This is a genomic window from Methylobacterium sp. 1A (assembly GCF_058072805.1).
On the sequence record NZ_JBYQVE010000001.1, the window covers coordinates 1612799 to 1639429 of the forward strand.

Below are 26631 nucleotides of genomic sequence, written 5' to 3' on the forward strand. Positions count from 1 at the left end.
ACGGCCGCCGGGTGCCGGTCAGAAGGCGTTCTGGTAGGCGCGGCGCGAGACGACCGTCTGGATCATGATCTGGATGTCGAACCAGATCGACCAGTTGTCGATGTAGTGCAGGTCGCAGGCGACGCGCCGCTCCATGGCGAGGTCGGTCTGCGTCTCGCCCCGGTATCCGTTGACCTGGGCCCAGCCGGTGATCCCGGGCTTCACGTTGTGCCGGCGGGCGTAGAGGGCGATCCGGCGCTCGAAGCTCCGATCGTGCGCCAAAGCGTGCGGACGGGGGCCGACCAGCGACATCTCTCCGCGCAGGACGTTGATCAGCTGGGGCAGCTCGTCGAGGTTCGTCCGGCGCAGGATCGCGCCGATCCGGGTGATGCGGCTGTCGTTGCGGGTCGCCTGCCGGAAGGCGGCGTTCGGATCCGCCCGCATCGACCGGAACTTGAAGACGCCGAACGGCTGCTGGTTGAAGCCGTAGCGCTTCTGCCGGAAGAAGACTGGGCCGGGGCTGTCGAGCTTGATCGCCACCGCGATCGCGGCGAGCAGCGGCGACAGCGACACAAGGGCGATGGTCGCCACCGTCAGGTCGAGGGCGCGCTTCAGCATGACCTCGCCGACGTTGAGCGGGCGGCGGCCGATGTTGATCCCCGAGACGCCGCCGACCCGGGCGACCTGCAGGTCCGGGAACCGGTCGAGGACCGCGCCGGGACGCAGGTGGAGGGCCGAGGGCACCCGCAGGAAGGCGTCGATGCAGCGCTCGACCTCCGCGGTGTCGGCCCAGGGCACCAGCACGAAGACGTCGTCCGGCCGCAGGAAGCGGACGACGGAGACGGCGAGGTCGAGATCCTCCTGCAACTGGTCGTGGCGCGTGGCCGCGTCGGCGCCGGGATCGACCCGCCGCAGGTAGCTCGTCCCGATGATCCGCGAGCCGAGCTGGTCGACCTCCTTGCCGGCGTAGAAGCGCGCGATGTCCTCCTCGTAGCCCACGAGGTGGATCCGGCTGGCGGTGGCCGATCCGGCGCTCAGCCGCTCGCGCACGAGCCGGCGCACCGCGGCCCGCGCCGCGATGAGCACCGGCAGGCCGGCGGCGAAGATCCCGAGCGAGACGAGCCGCGAGTAATCGTTGGTCGTCTTCGTCATGAAGCTGACGACGAGCACGGCGGCCCAGGCGATCAGCCAGAGCGAGGCCACCCGCTGGACGCCCGGCTTCTGCGCCATCACGTTCTCGAGGCTGTACTCCTCGCGCAGGACGTTCGTGGCGACGATCACCAGCGCCAGCAGCGCCGACAGCCGCGAGCCGCGGACGAGACCCGCCCACACCGTGCCGTCCTGCGCGAGGACTTGGTAGGCGCATTCGAGGCCCAGCGTGACCGCCACGATCGCCGCGATGTCGGTGGCGGCGAGAGTCATGGACAGGGCGATGCGTGCCAGCGCACGGCCGCGGCGCGGCAGCAGGGCCGACCACACATTGCGGCGGCGCTCCGCCGAGGTCGGTAGCGCCTGAAACGTCTCCGGAAGCCGATCGTGAAACATCTGACCCGCAACGTCCCGTCTTAGTCGGACTCTGTACCAGTCTGAGACACGAAAGGTTTCAGCGCCGCCTGGTGACGGTCACGGAGCAAGCCGCGGGCCCGGCGGGTTCACGATCGCAGTCGCGGATGAGCGCTGCGACTTAGGGCCTGCTTCCGGAGGAGGCAATACATAGTTAATGCTGAGTGACTGTTGGGCGCAGCCGGCCGTCGCGAGGTTTGACGGGGGACCGTTTTCGCCGGAGCTATTTCAATTCACGCGGGTTTCTTTCATCGCGGTTTCAACCGGATCGGCGCCTCGAATGACCCCGGCCGAAGGGCGGCCGGGGTCCGCCGCGTTCAGACGGCGTCCGCGTCCTGGCGCGCATCGGCCGTGCCGCCGACCGTCTGGATCGTCTCGAAACCCTCGAATTGGGGGTGGCCGAGATACAGGGGCTTGGTCGAGGGCACGCGGCCATGCGCCTTGCGGAACTGCTCGGACCGGGTCCAGGCCTCGAAATCGGCACGCGATCGCCAGATCGTGTGCGAGGCGTAGAGCACGTGGTCCTCGTGCTCGGGGCCGCGCAGCAGGTGAAACTCGACGAAGCCCGGCATCTCGCCGAGGTGGCTGTCGCGCCCGAGCCAGACGGCCTCGAAATCCGCCGTCGCGTCCTTAACGACCTTGAAGCGATTCATCGCGATGAACATGCGTGCCTCCTGCGCGGTACCGAACCTACATGCCCCTGTGGTCCTAAGGGGTACCGCCGCGCGGCGACAAGGCGCACCTCGAAAGCAGCCCTGACCTCCACGTCGACATTTGAGCAACAATGTTGCAAAGATGTGTGGGCTTAAACTAGAAGATGTAACCTTCGACTTGCGAAGCTTGACAACTTGGTGTCCTACTGCGCCGCGGTTCATCTGTGTCGGGATCAGGGCTATAGCCGGACATCGGCACGGAGTACCGGCAACCTGGCGTGCAGGACATGCGACTAAGGGGCGGACGGTGAAGCGGCGCGACAGCGAGGCGAAGACACCCCGTCCGCAGGAGGATGCAGCCCACGCCATGGACAAGGATTCCTCCGGCCAGACGATGCCGAAGCAGACGACGGACGTCGATCGCCTCGTCGGCATCCGGATCACAGCGCTGCGCAAGGCTCGCGGCATGAGCCAGACCGCGCTGGGCAACGCGGTCGGCGTGACCTTCCAGCAGGTTCAGAAATACGAGAAGGGCCAGAACCGGGTCGGGGCCGGCCGGCTGCGCGAGATCGCGCGCCTCCTCGAGGTTCCGGTCTCCGCGTTCTTCGAGGAGAACGAGCCGCGCGAGAACGCGCAGGAGGACGTGTTCGGCTTCCTCAGCGCCCACGGCGCCATCGAGCTGCTGCGCGCCTACGCCCAGATCGAGGACGAGCAGATGCGCCGCGACGTGCTCGCGCTGGTCCGCAGCGCCGCACGACTCGCGCAGAACCGCGGCGCAACCGCGCCGACGACGGATCCGGCCTGACCGGCGCGCGAAACAGGCTTCACCTCGGGGACCTTCGAAGCGGCTGCGCCGAGCCCGGCGTCACGGCGGATCGGTCGCGATCAGGTGGAAGAAGCTGCCGGTGACGGGTCCGACCCGGTGGCCGGCCAGTCCCAGATCGACACCTTCGGCATCCGTCACGCGGGCAAGCGCCGTTTTCTCCGGCGCGATCGGCGAGAGTTCGCTGGCGTAGTGGAATTCGTGGCCGACGAGGCGCGTGCCCGCGGCGCCGAGCAGGCCGGATTCGCAGAGTTGCGCGACGCGATAGCCGAGATGCAGCTTGCGCCGGTGATACGAGGTCGCGACCGGTAGCAGTCCGGCCATGGCATGGGTCGCTCCATCGGCATCCTGCAACGTCTCGCCCAGGACCATGTAGCCGCCGCACTCCCCATGGACCGGCCGGGTCCGCGCGAAGCGGCGCAGCCCGTCCAGGAAGCGGGTCGCGCCGGCGATCGGGCCCGCGTGCAGTTCCGGATAGCCGCCCGGCAGCCAGCAGACGTCGCAATCCTCGGGCGGTCCCTCGTCGGTCAAGGGCGAGAACGGCACGAGTTCGGCGCCGGCCATCCGCCACCCGGTCTCGAGATGCGGGTAGAGGAAGCTGAACGCCGCGTCCCGGGCGACCGCCACGCGCTGTCCGGGCGGCCGGGGCAGGCGGCCACCGGAGGGCGGTACGGTGCCGCTCGCGCAGGCCGCCACGGCGTCGAGGTCGATGCCCGCCTCCGCGAGGTCGGCGAGCCTGTCGAGGCGCGCGGCGAGATCCGCGGTCTCGCCGGCCTGCACGAGCCCCAGGTGGCGCTCGGGCAGGACGAGCTGCGCGTCGCGCATCAGCGCGCCGAGCACCGGCAGTCCCGCGCGCTCCATGCCGGCTTCGACGAGGCGCCGGTGACGGGCGCTCGCCACCTTGTTGAGGATCACGCCGGCGATCCGGATGCGGGGATCGTAGAGCTTGCAGCCGAGCGCCACGGCGGCCGCCGATTGCGCCGCGCCCGACACGTCCACCACGAGCACCACCGGCCAGCCGTAGCGCGCGGCGATGTCGGCATTCGCCCCGGCGCGGTTCTCGGCCGCGCGGACGCCGTCGAACAGGCCCATGGACCCCTCGGCGATCAGCAGATCGGCCGCCGCCGCCGTCGCGCCCGCCAGCGCGTCGAGGAGCGGCGGCGCCATGGCGAAGCTGTCGAGGTTGAAGCTCGGATGGCCGGTCGCGGCGTGGTGGAAGGCCGGATCGATGTAGTCCGGGCCGCACTTCGCGCCGCGCACCCGCAGGCCGCGCCGGATGAGGGCGCGCATGAGCGCGAGGGCGACGGTCGTCTTGCCGGAGCTGGAGCGCGGCGCCGCGACGAGGAGGCCGGGGGCGCTCACGACCGCGACCCCACCGTGCCGCCGGGCCGGTAGCGCCGGTCGTAGTCGGGCGCGTAGAGAGCGCTCTCGCGGAACTCCGCGGCGCCCAGCGCCGGTCCGACCAGGATCAGGGCGGTGCGCTCCAGACCGGCCTCCGCGACGAGCCCGGGCAGCGCGGCGAGATCGCCCACGAGCGCCCGCTCGTCCGGCCAGGAGGCTCGGAACACCGCCGCCGCCGGGCAGGACGGGCCGTAGAAGGGGATCAGCTCGGCGGCGACGGCCTCGACGACGTGGATCGACAGGTGAATCGCCAGGGTCGCGCCGGTGGCCGCGTAGGCCGCCAGCGTCTCCCGCTCGGGCATGGCGCTCGCCCGCCCGGAGGTGCGGGTCAGGACCACGGTCTGGGCCACGCCCGGGACCGTCAGCTCCCGGCGCAGCAGCGCGGCCGCGGCCGCGAAGGCGGGGACGCCCGGCGTCACCGTGTAGGGAATGGCCAGCGCGTCGAGCCGGCGCATCTGCTCGGCCAGGGCGCTCCAGATCGACAGGTCGCCGGAATGCAGGCGCGCCACGTCCTGGCCGGCCGCGTGCGCCGTCCGGATCTCCGCCAGGATGGCGTCGAGGTCGAGGGGCGCCGTGTCGACGATCCGGGCACCGGGCGGGCACCAGCCCAGGATCTCGGGGGCGACGAGCGACCCGGCGTAGAGGCAGACGGGGCAGGCCGCGATGCGGTCGCGCCCGCGCACCGTGATCAGGTCGGCCGCGCCGGGGCCGGCGCCGATGAAGTGGACGGTCATGATTCCCGTGTCGTGTCGTATCGGACAGCCAGGGCGCAAGTGGCGCCGCCGCTCGCGATCCGGGGTAGGGCGAGGCGGCTCCGGGGCCCGGCGCCGGCGAGGGCCGCCGCCTCGGCCAGCGAGCCGACGCCGCGCAGGCGCTCGATCCGCGTCGAGCGGGTGACGACCTCGGCGTCGCGGGCCTCCAGCGCGGCTGCGGCGATGGAATGCGGTGCCAGGCCGAACCGGGCCGTCGCCGCGCGGATCGCCGGGTCCGACGCCCGGTCGTCCGCCGTGGCCACAGCCGCGAGGCTCGACCGCGCGGCGCCGACCAGGGTGAGGGCGCGCTCGATCAGCTCCGCGATCTCCTCGGCCTCGGTGCCCCGGCGGAACCCGATGCCGGCGACCAGCGCTCCGGTCACGGCTTGGTCCAGGCCCACTGGATCACCGTCATGGCCGGGCGCCAGCCGTGCATTCCCCCGACCGGGCTCGCCCGCTCCACGCCGTAGCGGCGCAGGCTCCCGCCATGCGCCGCGAAGGCCGCGAGCAGCGCGGCCTCGCCCTCGAGGGTCACGGCGTTGGCGACGCAGCGACCGCCGCCCCGCAGCGCCGCCAGCACGGTCGCGAGGACCCCCGGCTCCGAGACGCCGCCGCCGATGAAAACCGCGTCCGGCGCGGGCAGGCCGGCGAGCGCGCCCGGTGCCGTGCCGGCGACGACGGCGAGGTCCGGGGCGCCGAGCGCGACGGCGTTGCGGCGGATCCGCTCGACGCGGTCCGGCCTTCCCTCGATCGCGGTGGCGCGCAGGCTCGCGTGGCGCAGCATCCACTCGATCGCGATCGAGCCGGCGCCCGCACCGACATCCCAGAGATGCTGTCCCGGATGCGGGCGCAGCGCCGACAGGGTCAGGGCCCGGATCTCGGACTTGGTCAGCTGCCCGTCATTCTCGAACAGGTCGTCGTCGAGGCCCGGTGCGAGGGGCAGGGCGCAGCCGGCCCCCGCCACCGCGAGCGCCACCGTGTTCAGCGGATCGAAGTCGGCGCCGTCGAACGCTTCGGCGCGGAGGGTGCGGACGCGCTCGCGCGGCCCGCCCATCGCCTCCAGCACCGTCAGCGTCGACGCGCCGAAGCCCCGGTCGCGCAGCAGGGCGGCGAGGGCGCCGGGCGTCGTGCCGTCCCAAGACAGGACGAGGAGCCGCGCCCCCGGCTGGAGATGCGGGACGATCCGGGTCAGCGCGCGACCGTGGAGCGTGACCAGGGCGCACTCGGCGAGCGGCCAGCCGAGCCGGGCACAGGCGAGGCTGAAGGCCGAGGGCTGCGGGAAGGCGCGGATGTCGCCCGCGGGCACCAGCCGGGCGATCTCGGCGCCGATGCCGTAGTGGAACGGGTCGCCCGTGGCGAGGATGCAGGTCGGCTGGCCGCGCCGCGCCAGGATTTCCGGATAGGCCTCGTGGATCGGGCTCGGCCAGGGCCGCGTCTCCGCGTCGAGCGGCCCGGCGAGGGCGAGGTGGCGCCGGCCGCCATAGACCACGCGGGCGGCGTCGAGCGCGGCGGCGGCGGACGGCGTCAGCCCGGCCCGGCCGTCCTCGCCGATCCCGACGATCGACAGCCACGGGGCGCTCGACAGCGGGTTAGCGCTCATGGACAAGGCGCCCATGAACACGCCGCCCCCGATCACCGGCACGATGCGGATCCTGATCCTCGGCGGGACCGGCGAGGCGAGTGCCCTGGTCCGGTCGCTCGCAGGCGGCGCGGATCGCGCCGTGACGCTCTCGCTGGCGGGACGGACGGCGGCGCCGAAGCTTGAGCCTGTGCCGACCCGGATCGGCGGCTTCGGCGGCGCCGAGGGTCTCGCCGGCTACCTGCGGGCGGAGGCGATCACCCGGCTGATCGACGCGACCCACCCGTTCGCCGCGCGGATGTCGGCCAACGCCGCGCGCGCGGCGGCCCTGACGGGCGTGCCGCTCCTCGCGATCCGCAGGCCGGCCTGGAGCCGGGAGCCCGGCGACGACTGGGTCGAGGTCGACCGGATGGAGGAGGCGGTTGCCGCCCTCGGCCCCGAGCCCCGGCGCGTGTTCCTGACGATCGGCCGGCAGGAGGCCGGGGCCTTCGCGGCGGCGCCGCAGCACAGCTACCTGGCGCGGACGGTCGAGCCGCTGGGCGGGATCCTTCCGGTGCCGCATCTGACCGCCCTGGAGGCGCGCGGACCGTTCGACGCCGCGTCCGAGACGGCCCTGATGCGGGCCAGCCGGATCGAGGTCGTGGTCAGCAAGAACGCGGGCGGCGCGGCGACCTACGGCAAGATCGCGGCGGCGCGCGGCCTCGGCATCCCGGTCGTGATGGTGCGGCGGCCGGGCAAGCCCGACGTGCCGAGCGTCGCGGACGCCGCGGGCGCGCGCCGCTGGCTGGACGCGGGCGATCACGCCGGTCCCTCAACCTTGCGGGCGGTGTAGACGAAGGGCGGCCGGCCTTCGCGCGGGATCAGCCGGGTCGTCGAGGCGCCCAGGATCACCATCGTGGCCATGTCGGCTGGCACCGCGGGCGCCTCGGCGAGAGTCGCGACGCGGATCGCCTCGTCCGGCCGGCTGACGGCGCGGGCGAACATCACGGGCGTCTCCGGCGCGCGGATCCCGGCCGCGATCTCCAGGGCCGCCCCGAGCTGCCAGGGCCGGGCGGTGGAGATCGGGTTGTAGAGCGCCACCACGAAATCCGCGCGCAGAACAGACTCCAGCCGCGCGGTCACGACCGGCCAGGGCTTCAGGTTGTCGGAGAGCGAGAGCGCGCAGAAATCGCCGCCGAGCGGGGCCCCGAGCCGGGCCGCGGCGGCGAGCATCGCGGTTATGCCCGGCTCGACCGAGATGGCGAGGTCGCGCCAGCCGGCCTCGCCGTACTCGACCGCCTCGAACACCGCCGCCGCCATGGCGAAGACGCCGGGATCGCCGCCGGACACGACCGCGACCCGGCGCCCGGCGGCGGCGAGCTGCAGCGCGTGGCGCGCCCGGTCGACCTCCACCCGGTTGTCGCTGGCGTGCCGGACGAGGCCGGGACGCTCGGGAACGCGGGCCACGTAGGGGAAATAGCCGACGACGTCCTCCGCCGCGTCCAGCGCCCGGCGGGCCGACTCGGTCAGCAGGGCCGCGTCGCCCGGCCCGAGGCCGACGACGGTGAGGCACCCACTCACGGCCGGCGGCCCTCTCCGGGCAGGAGCACCATCGAGAAGTAGGGCGCCTCGTCGTCGGCCTTGTCGGCCAGCATCACGACCCGCTCGCCCGCCATCGTGCCGCGCTCCACGTAGACCGCGCGCGCGAGCAGCCCGGCGGCCGACAGGGCGGCCCGCACCTTCGGCAGGTGGCGCCCGAGCTTCATCACCACGGCCGCGTCCGTGCCGCGCAGGCGCTCGGTCAGCGCGTCGAGCGACAGGGTCGCCGGCAGGACGGTGAGGACGTCGTCGCCCCAGGTGATAGGCGTGCCGGCCCGGGTCCAGCAGCCCGACATGCCGGTGACGCCCGGGACCACCTCCACGGGGAAGCGGTCCTTCAGGCGCCGCCACAGGTGCATGAACGAGCCGTAGAAGAACGGGTCGCCCTCCGACAGGATCGCGACGTCCCGCCCGGCGCCGAGATGATCGGCGAGTTGCCCGGCCGCGTCGTCGTAGAAGCCGGCCAGCGCCGCCACGTAGTCCGGGTGCTCGGGGTGGATCTCGGTCGTGTAGGGATAGGCGAGGGCCATCTCGCGGGCCGGGTCGCGCAGGATCGCGTCCGCGATGGTGCGGGCGTTGCCCCGCCGGCCGCGCTTGCAGAAATGGACCAGCACGGGCGCGCGCATCAGGATGCGCTGGGCCTTCACGGTCAGCAGCTCCGGATCGCCCGGACCCATGCCGACGCCGTAGAGCGTGCCGGTCACGGCGGCCGCGGGGATCTCCTCGGTCGGGCCGTCGAGGCGCTCGAAACCGTCCATCACTCGACCTCGCTGGCGAGCGCGTTGACCGCCGCGGCCGTCATGGCGCTGCCGCCGCGCCGCCCGTGCACGACCACGAACGGCACGCGGCCGTCCCGCGCCAGGGCCTCCTTCGACTCCGCCGCGCCGACGAAGCCCACCGGGATGCCGATCACCGCGGCGGGCGGTGCCACGCCGGCATCGAGGAGTTCCAAGAGGCGGAACAGGGCGGTCGGGGCGTTGCCCACCGCCACGACGCTGCCCGGGAGATGCTCCCGCCACAGCTCCATGGCGGCCGCGGACCGGGTCGTGCCGAGGCTCTTGGCGAGATCCGGCACGCGCGGGTCGCCCAGGGTGCAGATCACCCTGTTGTCGGCGGGCAGGCGCGCCCGGGTGACGCCGTCGGCGACCATGCGGACGTCGCACAGGATCGGTGCGCCGGCCTTCAAGGCCGCGACGCCGGCCTCGGCGAAACCGGGCGCCATCTCCACGTCGGCCGGCAGGTCGGTCATGCCGCAGGCATGGATCATGCGGACGACGACGCGCTCGGCGGCGCCCGACCAGCGCCCGAGATCGGACTCGGCGCGGATCATCGCGAAGGAGCGCGCGTAGATCGCGCCGCCGTCGCGGATATAGTCGTAGCGGGACGGGGACTCGTGGGCCGCGGCCGGCTCCGATCCTGTCTGGCGCAGGGCGTTCTGGCTCGCGCTCATGCCGGTCTCCTGGTCCTCCCGCATTCTGAAGGGGCGGTCTCCGGCGCGAAGGCGGCGGAAAGCCCGTCGATCTCGGCCCTTCCTAGCCGCTCCAGCACGGCCTCGATAGGGAGATCCATCGCCGGCTCATCGCCGGGCGCGCCCCCGATCACCACGCCGTAGAGGCCGTCGTGGCCGACGAGGGTCAGGTCCGCCGGACCCGGCCGCGCGCAGCCCTTGGCGCAGCCCGACACGTGCGCGGCATGGCCCGCGGCCGCCAGGGGGCCGAACGCCTCCGCGAGGCGCGCCGCGTCGGCGAGCGTGGGGGTCGATCCGGAGGCGCAGCCCGGCGCCCCCGTGCAGGCCGCGATCGCGCGCCGCGGATCGTCGGGGACGACGATGAACTCCGCCGCGAGCGCCGCAATCGCGGCCGCCGCTTCGGCAGCGGCCGGCGCCAGCATCACGAAGCCGCGCGTGGGGGAGAGGCGGATCTCGTCGGAGCCGATCGCCGCTGCCGTAGCCACGATCCGGTCGAGGGCGTCGGCAGTGCAGCGACCGAAGGGCGCGTCGACGGCGACGCTCCGAAGGTCGTGTCCGCCCGCCGGACGCGCCGGCTCCTGTTCCGGAGCGAAGCCCTGGTACGCCTGCGCCGGTCCGGCGCGGGTATCTCCTGACGGAAGCGCCACGGCCAGTGCCGCCAGTTCGTCGTCCGACAGGTCGCGCATCCGGCGCCGACCGGTCCGCGCGAAGGCGCGGAGCAGGGCCGCCACGTGGCCGGGCGCCGCGTCGGCTGCGCAGGTCAGGAGCTTCCGCGGGGTCTCACCCTGCGCGACCGCGATCGCGACGCGGCCGGGTCCCTCGGCGACGACGCAGAAATCCGCTTCCGGCAGCGCCCGGCCGGGGCGGCCCTCGACAGCGACCAGGGTCTTGGCCGGCAACCCCGGGATCGCGAGCCCCGCGGTCTCGATCGCCCGGGCGAGGGCCGGCACGTCGATCGTCTCGTTCGGGTCATGGCCGGCCAGGGGGCTCGTGAGCGTCAGGCGCTGGGGGCCGCCGTCGGCGCGCACGTCGCCGAGGCCCCGGGCCGCGAGCCAGGTGGCCAGCGGCGCGCGCGTTGCCTCAGAGACGCCGCGGATCTGGAGATTCGCCCGTGCGGTCAGGTCCAGGTGCCCGTTCCCGAAGCGGCGCGCGCCCTCCGCCACGGCGCGGGCCTGATCGAGGGTCAGGATTCCGAGCGGCGGGTGGACGCGCGCGAGCAACCCGTCGCCCGTCGGCATGGGACGCGTCAGACCGGGGCACCAGCCCCGGCGGGCGGGCGCCTCGGGCAGGGCGCGCCGATGCGGGGCCGCGCTCACTCGGCGGCCTCGCGCATCAGGGCGTCGGCCGGGAGGGCGTTGCGTCGGCTGTGCCAGAGGCCGCGGTCCCGGGCGGCGTCGAACCGCTCCAGGATCGCGCGGGCCGCGGCGGGGTTGGCGGCGCGCAGGCACTCGAACACCTCGGCGTCAGCGATCCAGGCCGCGTAGAGCGCCTCGAAGCCGGCATCCGTCACCGCGTCGCTCGCGGCGGCCAGGACGAAGACCGCGTCGAGACCCTGGGCGAGTTCCTGCGCCCCCCGGTAACCGTGGCGCAGCTGGGCCGCGATCCAGCGGGGATCGGCGAGGCGCCCGCGGATCAGGCGGGCCGCGTCCTCGCGGGCCGTCCGCGCCTTCGGCCGCTCCGGGACCGACACGTCGACGCTGTAGAGGGCGGGGCTCGCCCCCTCCAGGGCGGCGGCCGCCGCGAAACCGCCCATCGCGTCGACGGCGGCGTCGCCGTCGAACAGGTCGCGCTCGGCCACGTCGAAGGCGTGGAGATAGGCGTCGGCCGCCGCGACCCTGGCGGCGAAATTGGCGTCCGGCCCCTCGCGGTCGCCGTAGGCGTGGCCGCTCGCGGCCAGGTAGGCGCGGCCGAGATCGGCGCGGTCCTCCCAGGCGCCGTCCAGGGCCGTGGCGGCGGTGCCGGCGCCGTAGCGGCCGGGCGCGGCCCCGTAGACGCGCACCGACGCGTCGCCCCGCCGGCGCGCCGCCGCGAGGGGATTCTCGTCGTCGGTCTCGTCCCGGTCCGCCACGGCGCGGGCAGCGCGGTCGAGCAGCGCCAGCGTGTCGGGGAAGGTGTCGCGGAACGCGCCGGAGACGCGGACGGTGACGTCGATCCGCGGCCGGTCCAGCATGGCGAGGGGCAGGATCTCGAAGCCGGTGACGCGGGTGCTGGCATGGTCCCAGACCGGCCGCACGCCCATCAGGGCCAGGGCGTGGGCCACGTCCTCGCCACCGGTGCGCAGGGTCGGCGAGGCCCAGAGATCCATGACGATCCGGGCCGGATAGGCGCCCTCGTCCTGGAGGTAGCGGGTCACCACGGCGGCGGCCGCCCGCTCGCCGAGGAGCGCGGCGGCGCGGCTCGGGATGGCCCGCGGGTCGAGGGTCGCGAGGTTGCGCCCGGTCGGGAGCACGTCGGCCCGCCCGCGCGACGGCGAGCCCGAGGGGCCCGGCCGGACGAACCGCCCGTCGAGGGCCGCGAGCAGGCCGGCCCGCTCGGAGTCCGCGCTCGCCGCGACGGCGTCCGCGGCCCGGTCCGGGGCGCGGGCGAAGACGTGCAGTCCGTCGCGGAAGACGGTCTCGCCGAGATCGCAGAGATGCGCGTCGAGCCGCGTCAGCGCCTCGTCCATCGGCGTGTCCGGGCCGATCCCGGCACCGTCCAGCAGTCCGGCCGCCCCGGCCTCCTCTAGGATGGCGCGGGCGATGAGGTTGGCGCGGCGGGGGTCGAGCACGCTGGCGGCGGAATACTCCTCCACCAGCTCGCGGAGGCGGGCCGCCTCGGGCGTCAGCGCGTGGACGGCGGTGTCGGGCGTCAGGTGCCCGAGCGCGACCCCGCCCAGGCGGCGCTTGAGCGGCGCGGCCTCGCCCGGGTCGTCGACGATGAACGGGTAGATCACCGGCAGCCCGCCGACGCAGAGCGCCGGGAAGCAGGCGGGCGACAGGGCCACGGCCTTGCCCGGCAGCCACTCCGCGGTGCCGTGTGTGCCGAGCTGCACCAGGGCGTCGAATTGCTGCCGCAGGCCGAGATGGAAGGCCAGGTAGGCGTGGGTCGGGGCGCGGTCGAGGTCGTGGTAACCGGTCTTGCGATCGGGATCGCGGCCGCGGTCGGGCTGGAGGAAGACCGCGAGGGCGCCGTCCCGGACCATCCGGAACCGGAAGGCGCCGTCGACGCAGGCCGGGTCCGCCTCGGCTTCACCCCAGCTGTCGGTGACCGCGGCGCGGACGTCCTCGGAAAGCGTGCGCCACCACGCCGCGTAGGCCGCGAGCGGCACCCGGAACGCGGCCGGGCCCTCCGTGAGCGCCGCCATCAGCGCTCCGGGCTCCGGAAGCGCGCCCGCCGCGTAGCCCGCGGCCGCGAGGTCGGCGGCGATCGCGCGGGCGCTCGCGGGCGTGTCGAGGCCGACCGCGAACCCGGCCCGGCCGCCGCGGGCAGGGTAGTCGGACAGGACCAAGGCGACGCGCCGCGCCGCCCGGGGCAGGGCGGACAGCCGCAGCCATCCCGCGGCCCGGTCGGCCAGCGCGGCGATGCCGGCCTCGTAGGGCACGGCGCGCCGCTCGGCGAAGCCGGCGATCTCGGCGCTCTCCTCCTTGAACGAGATCGGGAAGCCCGAGAGCCGGCCGTCGAATTCCGGCAGCGCGACCTGCATGGCGAGATCGGCCGCGCCGAGACCGCGGGCGGAGGCCTCCCAGGCCGCGCGGGGCGACCCCACCGTGAAGGCCTGGAGAACCGGGCAGTCGCCGCCGTCGAGCACGAAGCCGGTCTCGTCCTCGCGGGCCGAGAAGGCGGTGGCGGCGATCACGAGATCGGGCCTGCGCGCGCGCACGGCCGCGGCGACCGCGGCGGCGGCCTGCGGCTCCTTCAGGCTCGACACGGCCATCGGCAGCACGCCGATCCCGCGCGCCCGCAGGGCGGCGGCGAGGGCGACGAACGGGCCGGTGTCGCCGCCGAGCACGGCGGAGCGGTAGATCAGCAGGAGCGCGACGGGCTCTGCCGCACTGCGCGCTCCGGCGAGCGGGACCGCGGTCGCGGCCGCGGCGAGGGCTGCCTCGAGGGGAAGAACTCCGCAGCCGGGGCACCAGGGAAAGCCGCGCGGGAGCGGCTGCGGCGGCTCGACCGGGCCGTCGGCGCCCAGGCGGATCGCCAGGCGCCGCAGCATCCGCCGCAGGTTGTCGGGGCCGCCGGCCCGGAAAAAGGCGTCGAGCTGCCCGGCGAGGTCGGGATCGGTGGAGAAGGCGGCGAGACGCGGATCCGGCCGGTCGTCGCCCGGCAGGACCGCGAGGACGACGCCGTGCGCCCGCGCGGCCTCTGCGCAGCGCTCGATCCCGTAGCGCCAGTAATCGAGGCCGCCCAGGCAGCGGATCACCACCGCCTTGGCGCGCGCCACGACGCGCTCGACGTAGAGGTCGACCGAGAGCGGGTGCCGCAGCCTGGCGAGCTTCGCGAGCCGCAGGCTCGGCAGGCCGGGCTCCGCGGCGTGGGCCTGCCCGACCGACGCGAGGTCGCTGTCGGTGAAGGACAGCACCACGAGGTCGCCGGGCTCCTGCCCGAGATCCACGGCCGCCTCGCCCTCGTCGAGGGAGACGGCATCGATGCGCACGAGATGCACCGCGGCGGCCCCTAGCGCGAGTCCGGGCGGGCGTGCGCGACCGGCCTCATCCCGCGAGGGCCGCCGCGACGGCGTCCTTGTCGAAGCCTTTGAGGCCGATCACCACCAGCGTCCCGTCGCGGGCTTCCCCGGACCGCCAGGGGCGGTCGAAATGATGGGTCACGCGCCGGCCGACACCCTGCACCACGAGGCGCATCGGCTTGCCCTCGACCTCGGCGAAGCCCTTGATGCGCAGGACGCCGGCGGCCTCGGCCGCCGCCTCGACCCGGGCCGCGAGATCCCCCCCGGTCACCGCCGGGCGCACCGGCAGCGCGACCGTCTCGAAATCGTCGTGGTCGTGGTCCTCGCCCTCGCCGTGGTGCGAGGGGCGGGCGTCGAGGTCGTCCTCGGCGGCCGCGCCGAGACCGAGCAGCACCCGCGGGTCGATGGCGCCGTTCTCGGTCTCGACCACCTTCACGGCGCGGGGCAGGTGCCCCTCGACCTCGGCGCGGACCCGCGCCCGCGTCGCGGCGTCGATCAGGTCGGCCTTGTTGACGACCACGAGGTCGGCGCAGAGGAGCTGGTCCTCGAACACCTCCTCCAGGGGGTTGTCGTGGTCGACCGACTGGTCGGCGGCGCGCTGGGCCGCGAGGGCCTCCGGGTCCTCCGCGAAGGCGCCCGAGGCTACCGCCGGGCCGTCGACCACCGCGACCACGCCGTCGACGGTCACCCGCGAGCGGATCGCCGGCCACTGGAATGCCTGGACCAGCGGCTTCGGCAGGGCGAGGCCGGAGGTCTCGATCAGGATGTGCTCCGGCGGCTCGGCGCGGCCGAGAAGGGTCTCCAGCGCCGGCACGAAATCGTCCGCGACCGTGCAGCAGATGCAGCCGTTCGGCAGCTCGACGATGGCGTCCTCGGTGCAGCCCTCGACGCCGCAGGCCGCCAGGAAGGACTTGTCGAAGCCGATATCACCGAACTCGTTCACCAGGATCGCGAGGCGGCGCCCCTTGGCGTTCTCGACCACGTGGCGGACGAGGGTCGTCTTGCCGGCCCCGAGGAAGCCGGTGATGATGGTGCAGGGGATCTTGTTCACGAGGGTCATTCCGCGGGCTCCAGGGTGCCGGCGGGGACCGGGCGGGGTTCTGGGAAAGGGGGAATGCGGGCGATCACGCCCTTGCGGAACGCCTCCGGACGCTCGCGCCAGGGCACGATGCCGTCCGGGGTCGCCGCGTAGGCCGCGAGCCCGCCGAGGATGATCTCGGCCGAGGCGGCGGGATCCATGTCGCCGTAGACGTAGGTCCAGCGGTCGGCCGCGGCGACCGCCACGGTGCAGGGCCGCTTGCAGACCGACAGGCACTCCACCGCCTCGACCCGCAGGTCCGGCGTGGCGCCGCTCCGCGCCCGGAGCGCCTCCAGCAGGCGGGCCCCGGCGCGGGGCCCGTCGGGGTCGTCGTCCGGCCGGCGGCAGGTGGTGCAGACGTAGAGAACGGTCTCAGGCACGGGCCGCTCCCCGATCCGCGCCGCGGGCGAAGGCCTGCCACGCCCAGCCGAGCCCCAGCCCGATCAGGATCCAGAACACGAAGCTGATGGCGAGCGACCGCGCGGCGAATTGCGCGGCGAGCGCCGCCGGAAGTTCGGACGCGGCCTCGGGCGCCTGCGGGGCGCCGACGACGTGCGGCGCGATGATCAGGACGAGCCCCCCGAGGATCGTGATCAGCGCGCGGCGGATCGTGATCAGGTAGAGCCCCATGCCGGTCGCCGCGGCGGTCATCACCCACCACGCCTGGCGCGTCGCGAGCGGGGCCGCCGCGCTGCCGGGCAATTCCGGCGGCAGGCCGAGGCCCGGCGCGAGGGCGACGCTGGCGAAGCCCGCCACCGCGAAGGCGAGGCCGACCTGCGGCGTGGGCTCGCGGCCGCAGGCGAGCATCACCGCGCCGAGCAGCAGCGCGTAGCCGACGCCGCCCACGAGGGTCGCGAGCCCGGTGAAGGCCATCCGCGGCAGGCCGGGCGCGGGCTGCCATTCCGGCGCGGCGTCGGGGGCGGCGTGGTCGTGCCCGGCATGAGCCAGCACGATCGGGAACGCCTTGATCGGGAGCGCCTTGGCAGCCCGGTTCGGCGCCTCCTGCTGCTCGTAGCGCTCGGCCGCGACGATCAGCGGCGAGGTCAGCGTGAGTTCGAGGCCCGTCACGATGGCAGCCGCGAAGAAGCCGGCGGCGAGGGCCGCCGACAGGAGCCGGATGATCATCCCTGGTCCGGGGAGGTCAGTGGCAGGGGAAGTTCTGGGTGTGCCGGAAATCGTGCGCCGCGTTGTGGAGCGCGATCGCCGGCGAGAAACCCGCCATGAACAGCAGGCCGAGGCCCAGCACGGCCGCGAGCGCGACGGCGATGGGGCGCTCCGACGCGCGGGTGCCGGCGGCGACGGGGGCGAGGGTTTGCGTCGTCATCAGAAGCGTCTCCAGCCGCCCCACCGGCGGCATTGCGGGATCCTGTCGCGACGGCAGGTCTCCTGGCTCGCGGCTCGGCGCGCCCACCGCCTTCCCGGATCGCTCCGGTGGCGCATGGCGGGCGCTCGCCGCTCACAGTTGCGGGGGCAGCCGCGGAATCGGGGCCTCAAACCCCTCACCGCATTCCCTTTTCACCCCGTCTCCGGGGCACCGTCGCCCGGCCGTTGTAGACGCATGGCCGCCGGGACACAACGGAGGGGCGCCGGATCGCGGCCGTTTCCCGCGCCCGCCCCGCGATCGGGGCGGGCTTGACGGCCGCGCCCCGGAGCGGGCACCGCCGCACCCGATACCCGCCCGGCCCCGGCGCGGGCGCTGAACTCCCGGAGACCCGATGGCCCCGACAGACGATCCGACCCCGGTTCTCGTCGATCTCGCGGCCGGCCGTGAGCCGCGGATCGTCTCCGATGCGGGCACGGGAACGACGTGGCTCGAGGTCGACCTCGGCGGCCGCTTCCCGATCCATTCCGTCGCCCTGCGGCCGGGGGAGGGGGCGGTTCCCGCGGAGCCCGGCGACGTCGCGGTGGCGGTCTCGCAGGACGGCGTGACGTGGGCCGAGCCGGGCTTCGCCGGCTGGACCGCGACCCCGGACGCCCTCGTCGCCGCGATCGTCCCCGACGAGCGGGCCTGGGCGCGCGCGGTCCGGATCGCCGCGCCCGAACCGGCCCGGATCGCCGGCATCGGCATCCGCGCCGACGAGGCCGCGGTCGACCTGATCGCGCTGCGGGCGATGCTCGACCTCGACGTGACGCTCCTGAACGAGAAGCCCGGCGCCAACGTCTACGTCACCTACGCGCTCCAGTCGGCGCCCGACCGCGCCAGCCACGCCCTGGTCGGCCTGGCGCTGTTCGAGAACGGCGCCTTCGGCAACTGCCTCGTCCAGTACATCATCGCGGTGTCCATCGCGAAGGCGCTCAACCTGAAGTACATCAAGGTGCCCAAGGTTGACCGCAGCAAGGTGATCTTCCTGACCGAGCGGCTGACCTGCGACGGCATCACCTTCATCCCGCCGGACGAGCCGCTGCCGTCGGACGGCTACTTCCTGTCGGGCCTGTATTTCGACCCGACGCAGTTCGAGCGCGTGACCGCGCTGCGGGGGCCGACGGATTCGCGCGCGATCGTGCAGAGCGTGATCCGGCCGCTGTTCAACGGCCTGCCGAAGAGCTTCCCGGTGAAGCCCCACGACCAACTCCTGATCCACATCCGGTCGGGCGACATCTTCAGCACCTGGGTCGATCCGCACTATCCGCAGCCGCCCTTCGCGTTCTACCGGATGGTCATCGACCGGCTCCTGGCCGAGGGTCGGATCCGCTCGGTCAAGCTCGTCTTCGAGAACAGGCTGAACCCGGTCATCGCCGAGGTGGAGGCGTACGCCGAGCGGCGCGGACTGCCGGTGGAGATCCAGAGCGAGTCGCTGATCTCCGACGTCGCGGCGCTGGTGAACGGCCGCTACCTCGTCTTCGGGCTGGGGACCTTCGGGCCGGGGATCTGCCACCTCTCGGACCACGTCGAGCAGGTCTTCTACTTCGCGTCGAACTGGCCGCAGGGCTTCCAGTCGATCCCCACCATCGGGAAAGTGGTCGAGGTCCGCGATCTCGAGGGCCGCTACATGAAGGTCGGCGAGTGGCAGAACACCGACGCGCAGCGCCGGACGATGGTGGATTACCCGGCCGAGGCCCTCGCCTTCGACGACGCGTGACCGGCGCGGCGGGCCGGAGGCGCTACGGCGCGGTCCTGAGATGTTCGGCGGGGGCTCCGGCCGGACGGGTCGAGCCGGCGTCGCGCACCTTCAGGGCGTCCGTGTACATCCGCTCCACGTCCGTCCGGAAGGCGGCGCGCGAATCCGGACGCGTGTAGAACATGTGCCCGCCCGGATAGACCGCGAGGCTCAGGCGGCCGGCGGCGTAGGCGGGGACCTGCGCCAGCAGGAGCTTCGAGGCGAAGTAGGGCGTCACCAGGTCGGTGAAGCCGTGCGCCACGAGGACGCGCAGGTGCCCGTCGAGCGCCAGATCGCCCTTCAGGTTCGACAGGACCTCGGGCGCCTGCCGGCCCGAGCCCCAGCTCCAGCCGCGATTGACGGCGTTGTTCAGGAGCTCGTAGCGCATGTTGGTCACCGGCCATTTCAGCGTCCGCGCGTAGAGGTCGAGCATCGCGCTCGTCAGCGGTGCCTGGAGGGCGGTGAGCTGGGGATCCTCGAAGCTCGACTGGGCGGCGTCCGGGTTCGGGTCCCAGCCGGTGATGCCGGTGTCGTAGGCGCTGGTCACGCGGCCCTCGGCGCGGTCGATCTCGCGCTGGACGCTCCGGGTCGCGAGGCGCGCCGCCTGGGCACGCACCAGGGCGGGGTCGAGACCGACGAGGGGCGCGACCTTCTCGGTCATCCGGGCGACGGCGGCCGTGTCGCTCGGCCCCTTGAGCAGGTCGCTCAGGTACGGGCCCGAGGCGTAGGCCTCCGCGTCGCCGAGCAGGGTTGGCGTCGGCACCGTGCCGGCCCGCTCGAGCGCGCCCGCCGCCAGCGAGGGCAGCTTCAGCACGTAGCCCCACGGGTTGGCCCGCGGCGTCTCCAGCCACGCGAAATCGAGCACCGGCGAGAGCAGCACCATGCCGGACAGGCCGACGCCGATCTCCTCCTGGAGCTTCTCGGCGATCAGCGGGCCGCGGAAGCCGCCGTAGCTCTCGCCGACGAAGAATTTCGGGCTCGCCATGCGGTCGTTGATGCGCAGGTAGCGCGCGATGGTCGCCGCCAGAGTCGAGGCGTCGGAATCGATCGACCAGTAGGCCTTGCCGTTCCCGTCCGCGGCCCGGCTGTACCCGGTCCCCACGGGATCGAGGAAGATGAGGTCGGTGAAGCCGAGCCACGTCCCGTCGTTGGGCGTCAGCGTCACCGGCTGCGACGGGCTGATGCTGTCGCCGCCGACCGGCAGCCGCCAGGGCCCGATCGCCCCGATATTGAGATAGGCCGAGGCGGCGCCCGGGCCGCCATTAACCGCGAAAGTGACGGGACGCTCCCGGCCGGCCTGCGGCGCCATCGTGTAGGCGACGTAGGCGATCTCGGCCTGCAGCTTGCCCGCCTCGTCGACGAGGGGCAGGCTGCCGGCGGTGGCGGTGAAGTCGAGGGTCCGGCCGTCCGGCAGCATCACGCTCTGCTTGGTCGTCGAATCGGGCGGCAGGCGGCGCCCCTCCGGTCCGCGCTGCGCCGGTTTGCTCTCCGCGGGATGGCCGTGCGGCGCGTCCTGGGCGAGGGTGGCCGGGGGCGCGGCCAGAGCCAGGGCGAGGGCGAGCGCGGCGCGCGCGAGACGTGCGTGGGGGGCCACCATCAAGCCTTCTTGTTCCAGCGTCCGGACTCGTCCTGCTGCCAGTAGGCCACCGCGTGACCGGCGTCCTTGGCCTGCTTCCACTGCTCGCGGGCGCGCAGCAGCGCGTCCTGGTCGGTCCCGTCGAACAGGATGCAGATCCGCTCGTACTGCCCGGCGTCGGGCGGCAGGTCGGCGCCCTCCACCAGGAAGCGGATCGAGGCGGTGTTGGGATTCACGTCCCGGAGCGTGAGCACCACCGGCTGGCTCGCGGCGTCGGGCTCGCGGTCGGTGCCGTGCGGCAGGAAGCTCTCGTCGGAATAAGTCCAGAGGTGGTCATCGAGCGCCTGCAGGCGCTCCTCGCTCGCCGCCTGGATCGCGGCCTGCCAGCCGCGGTCCAGCGAGCGCTCGACGAGGTTCGGCAGCACCTTCTCCAGGGGCTGCCGCTGCATATGGTAGAAGAGGATCTCGGTCACGGCACCGAGGATATAGGGCCGCGGGCCGCCGCGCGAGCAGCGGCGCGCCGCCGCGGCCTCAGACCAGGCGGCTCTGCTCGATCGCGGCGCCGACGAAGCCCTTGAACAGCGGGTGCGGCTCGAACGGGCGCGACTTCAGCTCCGGATGGAACTGCACGCCGATGAACCACGGGTGCCCGACATGCTCCACCGTCTCGGGCAACAGGCCGTCGGGGGACACGCCCGAGAAGCGCAGGCCCTTGGCCTCCAGCCGCTCGCGATAGGCCATGTTGACCTCGTAGCGGTGGCGGTGGCGCTCCGAGATCTGATCGGACCCGTAGATCTGGGCGATCTTGGACTGGGGGTCGAGCTTCGCCTCGTAGGCGCCGAGCCGCATCGTGCCGCCGAGATCGCCGGCCGCCGCGCGCCGCTCAAGCTCGTTGCCGCGCAGCCACTCGGTGAGCAGGCCGACCACCGGCTCGGCGGTGTCGCCGAACTCCGTGGAGTTGGCCTCCGGCATCCCGGCCAGCGAGCGGGCCGCCTCGATCACCGCCATCTGCATGCCGAAGCAGATGCCGAGATAGGGGATGCGCTTCTCGCGGGCGTAGCGGGCCGCCCGGATCTTGCCCTCGGCCCCGCGCTGGCCGAAGCCGCCCGGCACGAGGATCCCGTTGAGGCCTTCGAGGAAGGGCGCCGGATCCTCGCGCTCGAACACCTCGGCCTCGATCCACTCGAGATTGACCTTCACCCGGTGGCTGATGCCCCCGTGGGTCAGCGCCTCGGTCAGCGACTTGTAGGCGTCCTTCAGCCCCGTGTACTTACCCACGATGGCGATCGAGACCTCGCCCTCGGGATTGCGCACGCGCTCGGCGATGGTCTGCCAGCGGCCGAGATCCGGCTCCTCGCCGTGCTCCAGGCCGAAATGGCCGAGCACCTCCCGGTCGAGGCCCGCGGTCCGATAGGAGAGCGGCACCTCGTAGATCGAGGCCACGTCGAGGGCCTCGATGACCGCGGTCTGGCGGACGTTGCAGAACAGCGCGAGCTTGCGCCGCTCGTCCATCGGGATCGGCCGGTCGCAGCGGCAGAGCAGGATGTCGGGCTGGATGCCGATGGAGCGCAGCTCCTTCACAGAGTGCTGGGTCGGCTTGGTCTTCAGCTCGCCGGCGGACGGGATGTAGGGCAGCAGCGTCAGGTGGACGTAGCAGCAGGTGCCCCGCGGCAGCTCCTGCCCGAGCTGCCGGATCGCCTCGAAGAACGGCAGGCCCTCGATGTCGCCGACCGTGCCGCCGATCTCCACCAGCACGAAGTCGAAGCTGTCGTTGCCGTCGAGGACGAAGTCCTTGATCGCGTTGGTGACGTGCGGGATCACCTGGATCGTGGCGCCGAGGTAGTCGCCGCGGCGCTCCTTGGCGATGATGTCCTGGTAGATCCGGCCCGTCGTGATGTTGTCGGCCCGGCTCGCCGGAACGCCGGTGAAGCGCTCGTAATGCCCGAGGTCGAGGTCGGTCTCGGCGCCGTCGTCGGTGACGAACACCTCGCCGTGCTGCGTCGGGCTCATCGTGCCCGGATCGACGTTCAGGTAGGGGTCGAGCTTGCGCATCCGGACCCGGTAGCCGCGGGCCTGGAGGACCGCCGCCAGGGCCGCCGAGGCCAGGCCCTTGCCGAGGGATGAGACCACGCCGCCGGTGATGAAAACGTACCGCGTCATGGGCCTCGGTCCATAAAGAAGCTGCTGGCATTTGCCAAACGACGGAGGCCCCGACCCGCGCATGGGCTGGGGATCGCGGAACGCATGGCGTGGACCGGCCGAGCGCCGGTCCGTCGGGACAAGGGTCGGACGCTGCGCCGCTCGCGGCGCGCGCCGTCAGCGCGACTGCGGCGCGTCCGGAACCGCCGGCTGGGCGGGGGCCGGCTGCGCGGGGGCCGGCTGGGCCGGGGCGTTCGCGGGCGCCCGGTCCTGCTGCTGGCGCAGCGTGTCGAGCAGGTTGTCGGCACCGGTCGGCTGCTTGGCCGGCTGGCCGGAGGTCTGCGGCGCGCCGGTGTCGAGGATCGACTTCGGCGCCGCCGAGCGATGCGACAGGATCGCGAGGGTCAGGCTGGTGGCGAAGAACAAGGCCGCCAGGATCGCGGTGGCCCGCGTCAGGGCGTTGGCCTGGCCGCGGCCGGTCATGAACCCGCCGACGCCGCCACCGCCGCCACCGCCGCCGAGCCCGAGTCCGCCCTCGGAGCGCTGGAGCAGCACGACGCCGATCAGCGCGAGCACGATGATGAGGTGGACGACGATCAGGACGGTCTGCATCGGTGTTCCGGGATCTTCTTCAGCGCCGCGCGCCGGCAGCGGGCACCGGAAGACGAACGCACGAGGGCCGGAGCCCGCGATCGTCCACGAACCGCCCCGACGCACGGGCGTGCGGCGGGGGCTTCGGGGGACGCTTCGGGCGGACCGGCCGGAATTCGGCGACGGCATACACCACCGGTCGCCCGCCGCCAACCTGACGCGCGCGGCCGACTGTCCGCTCCGACCCTCGCCTTCGTCGGCGCACCGTGCTCTCTGCCGGGGCAGGGCGGCCGACCGAACGCGCCGCCCGGTCCGGGAGGCAAGCCATGTCCGTGTCACGCCGTGCGGCGCTCGCCGCCGCCATCGCCGCACCCGTCCTGATCCGCCCGGGCTCCGGCTCCGCGGCCGGAACCGATCCCTCCGCCCGGGGCGCCGCGGTCGAGCAGGCGGTCGACGCCCTCACCAAGGCTCTCCTCGCCGCCGACGGTCCGGCCCTCGACGCCCTGACCCTCGACGGGCTGAGCTACGGCCATTCCAGCGGTCAGGTGCAGGACAAGGCGGCCTTCATCGAGACGCTGACCAGCAAGCGCTCGACCTTCCCGAGCATCACCCTGTCGGACCGCTCCGTCTCGGTGGTCGGCGACGACGCCATCGCGCGCCACGTCTTCACCGGCGAGGTGGTCTCGAACGGCAAGACGTCGCCGGTCCATATCGGCGTGATGCAGGTCTGGCACAGCGACGGCGGCCGCTGGCGGCTGCTCGCCCGGCAGGCCTTCAAGATCTGACGGTCGCGCGGCGCGTCTGTCGCGCCGCGCTCCGACAGGCTTCGCGGGCCCGCGCTCAGGCGTAGGCGGCGCAGATCCCCAGGAAGTCTTCCGCCACGAGGCTCGCGCCGCCCACGAGCGCGCCGTCGACGTTGTCCACCGACAGGAGTTCCTTGGCGTTGCCGGGCTTCACCGAGCCGCCGTAGAGGATGCGGATCTTCTGCGCCTCGTCGCCGACGAGCTTGTCGAGCATCTCCCGCAGGGAGGCGTGGACCTCGGCGATGTCGCGCGGCGTCGGCGTCCGCCCGGAGCCGATCGCCCAGACCGGCTCGTAGGCGATCACCGTGTCGGCCGCCGTCGCGCCCTTCGGCAGGCCGATGGCGAGCTGGGCGCGGACGATGTCGAGGGCGCGGCCCTGCTCGCGCTCCTCGATGGTCTCGCCGACGCAGACGATGCCGCACAGGCCGGCGCGGCGGGCGCCCAGCGCCTTGGCGTGGACCCCGTCGTCGGTCTCGTGGTGGTAGGCCCGGCGCTCGGAATGGCCGACGATCACGTACTTGGCGCCGAGATCGGCGAGCATCTCGGCCGAGATCGAGCCCGTGAAGGCGCCGCTCGGCCGGGCGTGCAGGTTCTGGCCGCCGATCGCGATCGGCGATCCGGCCGCCGCCGCCACGCAGGATCCGATCAGCGTCGCAGGCGGGCAGATCAGCACGTCGATGCGCGACGCGAGGTCCGGCGAGAGCCGGTCGCGAATCGCCTCGACAACCTGGATGGATGCCCGGGTCCCGTTCATCTTCCAGTTGCCGGCGACAAGCGGCTTGCGCCCAGACTGCGTCATTCCTGCCCTCGCTCCGCCGCGGCTTTCTCGAAGTCGCCGGGGCCTACCAGAGCGAGCTTGAGCGTGCAAACGGCCGGGACCGCCCGAGCCTTTGCCTGTGGACGCGAATGGTCTATCGCGGTCGGCTCTCAGGGACAGCGCCGGCCCGGTGACGGGGCGGCTGCCGAAGGTACTCGATCACAGACCATGCTTCAGGGCATCCGCAACGCCAGCCAGCACTGGCTCGGCAAGATCGTCTTGACGATCATCTTCACGCTGCTGATCGCCGGTGTCGGCATCTTCGGGGTGGAGGAGTTCTTCCGCGGCGGCGCGAGCAACAAGGTGGCCACGGTCGGCAGCACACCGATCACGGCCGAGCAGGTGCGCCAAGCCTACCAGAACCAGCTGCAGCGCTATCAGACCCAGCTGAAGCGTCCGCTGACGCCCGACCAGGCGCGGATGCTCGGCCTGGACCGGCAGGTGATGTCGCAGCTGATCACCGAGGCCGCCCTCGATCAGAAGACCCATGATCTCGGCCTCACGGTGCCGGATTCCTCGGTGATCAAGGCGATCCACGAGGAGAAGAGCTTCCAGAACCAGCAGGGTCAGTTCGAGCCGCAGCTCTTCTACCAGACCCTGCAGCGCGCCGGCCTCAACGAGGCCCTGTTCGTGCGCGAGCAGCGCTCGGTGATCGCCCGCCTCCAGCTGGCCGAGGCGGTGTCGTCGGATCTGCACGTGCCGCTCGCTATGCGGGAGGCCGTCCATCGCTACACCACCGAGCGCCGCGCGGCCGCCTACCTGATGCTGACGCCCTCGGTGGCCGGCCAGATCCCCGAGCCGACGGACGACGAGCTGAAGACCTGGTACGAGGCCAACAAGTCCGGTTTCCGGGCGCCGGAGTTCCGAGCGGCCAACCTCCTCGTGGTCGAGCCCGAGGCGATGGCGAAGCCCGACGCGATCACCGAGGCCGACGCCCGCGCCGCCTACGCGCTGAACAAGGACCGCTACGGCACGCCCGAGAAGCGCACGATCCAGCAGATCGTGTTCCCCGACGCGGCCGCCGCCGAGGCGGCCCGCAAGGCGATCACGGACGGCTCCAAGACCTTCGACGCGGTGGCGGCCGAACGCGGCACCGACGAGAAGGACCTAACCCTCGGCACGCTGACCAGGAGCGAGCTGTTCGACAAGGCCGTCGCCGACGCCGCCTTCGCGCTGCCCGAGGGCGGCGTGAGCCAGCCGGTCCAGGGCCGGTTCGGCACCGTGCTGCTGCGCGTGACCAAGATCGAGGCCGGGACGGTGAAGCCGTTCGAGGCGGTGGACGGCGAGATCCGCAAGGCCCTCGCCCTGGCCCGTGCCCGCGACGCCATGGAGACCACCCGCGACGCGATCGAGGACCAGCGGGCCGGCGCCAAGCCGCTGGCCGACATCGCGGCCGAGCGCGGCCTCAAGGTCGTCGCCGTGAAGGCGGTGGACGTGAACGGCAAGGGGCCTGACGGGCAGCGGATCACCGACATCCCGGACCCGGAGACCACCCTGCCGGCCCTGTTCCGCGCCGAGATCGGCGGCGACAACGAGCCCCTGCGGACCAAGACCGGCGGCTACGTCTGGTACGACGTCACCGGGATCGACGCCGCCCACGACAAGCCCCTCGACGAGGTCAAGGACGGCGTGAAGGCCGGCTGGACCGCGACCGAGATCGCCAAGCGCCTCCAGGCCAAGGGCCGCGAGCTCGTCGAGAAGATCAACAAAGGCGAGACCATGGAGGCCGCCGCCCAGGAGGTCGGCGTCAACCTGCAGGAGGCGCAGGATCTCGCCCGCAACCAGGCCAAGGACATGCTCACGGCCGACGTCGTGAATCTGATCTTCGCGACCCCGGTGGGCAAGGCCGGCACGGCGGCTGCCGGCGATTCGCGGGCGGTCTTCAAGGTCTCGGCGGCGACGGTGCCGGCCTTCGTGGCCGATAGCCCGAGCGACAAGCAGATCACGCAGAGCTTCCAGGCGGCGCTCGCCGACGACGTGCTGTCCGAGTACATCAGCGAGGTCCAGAAGAACGCCGGCGTGAAGGTCGACCCGGCCGCCCTGCGGCGCGCCATCGGCGGCGAGTACTGA

The 26631-nt window shown here is 73.3% G+C and carries 25 protein-coding genes and 1 riboswitch; of the genes, 5 read left to right on the forward strand and 20 right to left on the reverse strand.

Going from position 1 to position 26631, the window contains the following annotated elements:
• Positions 1-18: 18 nt before the first annotated feature.
• Together ACX9MN_RS07935 and hmuQ are read right to left on the reverse strand one after the other, a co-directional pair.
• On the reverse strand, positions 19-1524 hold the full coding sequence (locus ACX9MN_RS07935; RefSeq protein ID WP_020094644.1) for an undecaprenyl-phosphate glucose phosphotransferase: 1506 nt from the start codon (positions 1522-1524) through the stop codon (positions 19-21).
• Positions 1525-1859: 335 nt separating this feature from the next.
• Positions 1860-2207, reverse strand: a complete 348-nt coding sequence (gene hmuQ, locus ACX9MN_RS07940; protein ID WP_042672224.1) for a heme-degrading protein HmuQ — start codon at positions 2205-2207, stop codon at positions 1860-1862.
• Between the two features lie 355 nt (positions 2208-2562).
• Here hmuQ and ACX9MN_RS07945 point away from each other — a divergent pair, with 355 nt between their 5' ends.
• A complete protein-coding gene (locus ACX9MN_RS07945) occupies positions 2563-3000 on the forward strand; it encodes a helix-turn-helix domain-containing protein (RefSeq protein ID WP_020094642.1) in 438 nt (145 codons plus the stop codon).
• A 60-nt stretch (positions 3001-3060) separates the two neighbouring features.
• On the opposite strand, the gene ACX9MN_RS07950 is transcribed toward ACX9MN_RS07945, so the two are convergent.
• Genes ACX9MN_RS07950 through cbiE form a run of 4 tightly spaced genes read right to left on the reverse strand, consistent with a single transcriptional unit; the run spans position 3061 to position 6771 of the window.
• Positions 3061-4380: a cobyrinic acid a,c-diamide synthase CobB gene (locus ACX9MN_RS07950; protein WP_489724133.1), complete on the reverse strand. Its 1320-nt coding sequence runs from the start codon at positions 4378-4380 to the stop codon at positions 3061-3063.
• A complete protein-coding gene (gene cobM / locus ACX9MN_RS07955) occupies positions 4377-5153 on the reverse strand; it encodes a precorrin-4 C(11)-methyltransferase (protein WP_091680797.1) in 777 nt (258 codons plus the stop codon). Before cobM ends, ACX9MN_RS07950 begins: the two co-directional genes overlap by 4 nt.
• Complete coding sequence (locus tag ACX9MN_RS07960) at positions 5150-5572, reverse strand: cobalamin biosynthesis protein (protein WP_489724134.1); 423 nt, start codon at positions 5570-5572, stop codon at positions 5150-5152. The genes cobM and ACX9MN_RS07960 overlap by 4 nt, the downstream gene beginning before the upstream one ends.
• Positions 5551-6771 (reverse strand): precorrin-6y C5,15-methyltransferase (decarboxylating) subunit CbiE, encoded by a 1221-nt coding sequence (gene cbiE, locus ACX9MN_RS07965; RefSeq protein WP_091978813.1) that lies wholly within the window; start codon positions 6769-6771, stop codon positions 5551-5553. The genes ACX9MN_RS07960 and cbiE overlap by 22 nt, the downstream gene beginning before the upstream one ends.
• Before the next feature lie 13 nt (positions 6772-6784).
• Between cbiE and ACX9MN_RS07970 the strand changes: the two genes are divergently transcribed.
• On the forward strand, positions 6785-7582 hold the full coding sequence (locus tag ACX9MN_RS07970) for a cobalt-precorrin-6A reductase (protein ID WP_489724135.1): 798 nt from the start codon (positions 6785-6787) through the stop codon (positions 7580-7582).
• Here ACX9MN_RS07970 and cobJ read toward each other — a convergent pair.
• The 9 genes from cobJ to ACX9MN_RS08015 form a co-directional block, all read right to left on the reverse strand.
• A complete protein-coding gene (gene cobJ, locus ACX9MN_RS07975) occupies positions 7549-8310 on the reverse strand; it encodes a precorrin-3B C(17)-methyltransferase (protein ID WP_489724136.1) in 762 nt (253 codons plus the stop codon). The genes ACX9MN_RS07970 and cobJ overlap by 34 nt on opposite strands.
• Positions 8307-9086 (reverse strand): precorrin-2 C(20)-methyltransferase, encoded by a 780-nt coding sequence (locus ACX9MN_RS07980; RefSeq protein WP_091680789.1) that lies wholly within the window; start codon positions 9084-9086, stop codon positions 8307-8309. The genes cobJ and ACX9MN_RS07980 overlap by 4 nt, the downstream gene beginning before the upstream one ends.
• Entirely contained in the window at positions 9086-9778 is a 693-nt protein-coding gene (locus ACX9MN_RS07985) for a precorrin-8X methylmutase (protein ID WP_280142561.1), read from the reverse strand. The genes ACX9MN_RS07980 and ACX9MN_RS07985 overlap by 1 nt, the downstream gene beginning before the upstream one ends.
• Complete coding sequence (locus ACX9MN_RS07990; RefSeq protein WP_489724137.1) at positions 9775-11034, reverse strand: precorrin-3B synthase; 1260 nt, start codon at positions 11032-11034, stop codon at positions 9775-9777. The genes ACX9MN_RS07985 and ACX9MN_RS07990 overlap by 4 nt, the downstream gene beginning before the upstream one ends.
• A gap of 74 nt (positions 11035-11108) precedes the next feature.
• Positions 11109-14438, reverse strand: a complete 3330-nt coding sequence (gene cobN / locus ACX9MN_RS07995) for a cobaltochelatase subunit CobN (RefSeq protein WP_489724138.1) — start codon at positions 14436-14438, stop codon at positions 11109-11111.
• Positions 14439-14484: 46 nt separating this feature from the next.
• On the reverse strand, positions 14485-15519 hold the full coding sequence (cobW, locus tag ACX9MN_RS08000; protein ID WP_489724139.1) for a cobalamin biosynthesis protein CobW: 1035 nt from the start codon (positions 15517-15519) through the stop codon (positions 14485-14487).
• The gene (locus ACX9MN_RS08005) at positions 15516-15917 is read right to left on the reverse strand and encodes a DUF1636 domain-containing protein (RefSeq protein ID WP_020094630.1); all 402 of its coding nucleotides are present in this window, start codon (positions 15915-15917) and stop codon (positions 15516-15518) included. Before ACX9MN_RS08005 ends, cobW begins: the two co-directional genes overlap by 4 nt.
• Positions 15910-16662, reverse strand: coding sequence for a CbtA family protein (locus ACX9MN_RS08010; protein WP_132366460.1), 753 nt, complete (start codon positions 16660-16662; stop codon positions 15910-15912). Before ACX9MN_RS08010 ends, ACX9MN_RS08005 begins: the two co-directional genes overlap by 8 nt.
• A 16-nt stretch (positions 16663-16678) precedes the next feature.
• Entirely contained in the window at positions 16679-16861 is a 183-nt protein-coding gene (locus tag ACX9MN_RS08015; protein WP_024829520.1) for a CbtB domain-containing protein, read from the reverse strand.
• Between the two features lie 35 nt (positions 16862-16896).
• A riboswitch (cobalamin riboswitch) is annotated at positions 16897-17091 on the reverse strand.
• Positions 17092-17252: 161 nt separating this feature from the next.
• On the opposite strand from ACX9MN_RS08015, the gene ACX9MN_RS08020 reads away from it, so the two are divergent.
• Positions 17253-18617 (forward strand): discoidin domain-containing protein, encoded by a 1365-nt coding sequence (locus ACX9MN_RS08020; RefSeq protein WP_489724140.1) that lies wholly within the window; start codon positions 17253-17255, stop codon positions 18615-18617.
• A gap of 22 nt (positions 18618-18639) precedes the next feature.
• Here the strand turns inward: ACX9MN_RS08020 and ACX9MN_RS08025 are convergent, their stop codons facing one another.
• The 4 genes from ACX9MN_RS08025 to secG form a co-directional block, all read right to left on the reverse strand.
• A complete protein-coding gene (locus ACX9MN_RS08025) occupies positions 18640-20232 on the reverse strand; it encodes a S10 family peptidase (RefSeq protein WP_489724141.1) in 1593 nt (530 codons plus the stop codon).
• Positions 20232-20684 carry a DNA polymerase III subunit chi gene (locus ACX9MN_RS08030; RefSeq protein ID WP_020094625.1) on the reverse strand — a complete coding sequence of 151 codons (453 nt, stop codon included), beginning with the start codon at positions 20682-20684 and terminating at the stop codon, positions 20232-20234. Before ACX9MN_RS08030 ends, ACX9MN_RS08025 begins: the two co-directional genes overlap by 1 nt.
• 58 nt (positions 20685-20742) lie before the next feature.
• On the reverse strand, positions 20743-22371 hold the full coding sequence (pyrG, locus tag ACX9MN_RS08035) for a CTP synthase (RefSeq protein ID WP_103985736.1): 1629 nt from the start codon (positions 22369-22371) through the stop codon (positions 20743-20745).
• A gap of 156 nt (positions 22372-22527) precedes the next feature.
• A complete protein-coding gene (gene secG / locus ACX9MN_RS08040; protein WP_042672232.1) occupies positions 22528-22962 on the reverse strand; it encodes a preprotein translocase subunit SecG in 435 nt (144 codons plus the stop codon).
• 305 nt (positions 22963-23267) lie between these two features.
• On the opposite strand from secG, the gene ACX9MN_RS08045 reads away from it, so the two are divergent.
• Entirely contained in the window at positions 23268-23726 is a 459-nt protein-coding gene (locus tag ACX9MN_RS08045) for a nuclear transport factor 2 family protein (RefSeq protein ID WP_489724142.1), read from the forward strand.
• A 55-nt stretch (positions 23727-23781) separates the two neighbouring features.
• On the opposite strand, the gene tpiA is transcribed toward ACX9MN_RS08045, so the two are convergent.
• Entirely contained in the window at positions 23782-24543 is a 762-nt protein-coding gene (gene tpiA, locus ACX9MN_RS08050; RefSeq protein ID WP_489724143.1) for a triose-phosphate isomerase, read from the reverse strand.
• A gap of 186 nt (positions 24544-24729) precedes the next feature.
• Between tpiA and ACX9MN_RS08055 the strand changes: the two genes are divergently transcribed.
• Positions 24730-26631, forward strand: a complete 1902-nt coding sequence (locus tag ACX9MN_RS08055; protein WP_489724144.1) for a peptidylprolyl isomerase — start codon at positions 24730-24732, stop codon at positions 26629-26631.

What these genes read in the sequence shown, in the direction of transcription:
- ACX9MN_RS07935 (WP_020094644.1), bottom strand. Translation starts at nt 1,524, where the DNA reads ATGTTTCACGATCGGCTTCCGGAGACGTTTCAGGCGCTACCGACCTCG.
- hmuQ (WP_042672224.1), bottom strand. Translation starts at nt 2,207, where the DNA reads ATGTTCATCGCGATGAATCGCTTCAAGGTCGTTAAGGACGCGACGGCG.
- ACX9MN_RS07945 (WP_020094642.1), top strand. Translation starts at nt 2,563, where the DNA reads ATGGACAAGGATTCCTCCGGCCAGACGATGCCGAAGCAGACGACGGAC.
- cobM (WP_091680797.1), bottom strand. Translation starts at nt 5,153, where the DNA reads ATGACCGTCCACTTCATCGGCGCCGGCCCCGGCGCGGCCGACCTGATC.
- cbiE (WP_091978813.1), bottom strand. Translation starts at nt 6,771, where the DNA reads ATGAGCGCTAACCCGCTGTCGAGCGCCCCGTGGCTGTCGATCGTCGGG.
- ACX9MN_RS07970 (WP_489724135.1), top strand. Translation starts at nt 6,785, where the DNA reads ATGAACACGCCGCCCCCGATCACCGGCACGATGCGGATCCTGATCCTC.
- ACX9MN_RS07980 (WP_091680789.1), bottom strand. Translation starts at nt 9,086, where the DNA reads ATGGACGGTTTCGAGCGCCTCGACGGCCCGACCGAGGAGATCCCCGCG.
- ACX9MN_RS07985 (WP_280142561.1), bottom strand. Translation starts at nt 9,778, where the DNA reads ATGAGCGCGAGCCAGAACGCCCTGCGCCAGACAGGATCGGAGCCGGCC.
- ACX9MN_RS07990 (WP_489724137.1), bottom strand. Translation starts at nt 11,034, where the DNA reads ATGCCGACGGGCGACGGGTTGCTCGCGCGCGTCCACCCGCCGCTCGGA.
- cobW (WP_489724139.1), bottom strand. Translation starts at nt 15,519, where the DNA reads ATGACCCTCGTGAACAAGATCCCCTGCACCATCATCACCGGCTTCCTC.
- ACX9MN_RS08010 (WP_132366460.1), bottom strand. Translation starts at nt 16,662, where the DNA reads ATGATCATCCGGCTCCTGTCGGCGGCCCTCGCCGCCGGCTTCTTCGCG.
- ACX9MN_RS08015 (WP_024829520.1), bottom strand. Translation starts at nt 16,861, where the DNA reads ATGACGACGCAAACCCTCGCCCCCGTCGCCGCCGGCACCCGCGCGTCG.
- ACX9MN_RS08020 (WP_489724140.1), top strand. Translation starts at nt 17,253, where the DNA reads ATGGCCCCGACAGACGATCCGACCCCGGTTCTCGTCGATCTCGCGGCC.
- ACX9MN_RS08025 (WP_489724141.1), bottom strand. Translation starts at nt 20,232, where the DNA reads ATGGTGGCCCCCCACGCACGTCTCGCGCGCGCCGCGCTCGCCCTCGCC.
- pyrG (WP_103985736.1), bottom strand. Translation starts at nt 22,371, where the DNA reads ATGACGCGGTACGTTTTCATCACCGGCGGCGTGGTCTCATCCCTCGGC.
- secG (WP_042672232.1), bottom strand. Translation starts at nt 22,962, where the DNA reads ATGCAGACCGTCCTGATCGTCGTCCACCTCATCATCGTGCTCGCGCTG.
- ACX9MN_RS08045 (WP_489724142.1), top strand. Translation starts at nt 23,268, where the DNA reads ATGTCCGTGTCACGCCGTGCGGCGCTCGCCGCCGCCATCGCCGCACCC.
- tpiA (WP_489724143.1), bottom strand. Translation starts at nt 24,543, where the DNA reads ATGACGCAGTCTGGGCGCAAGCCGCTTGTCGCCGGCAACTGGAAGATG.
- ACX9MN_RS08055 (WP_489724144.1), top strand. Translation starts at nt 24,730, where the DNA reads ATGCTTCAGGGCATCCGCAACGCCAGCCAGCACTGGCTCGGCAAGATC.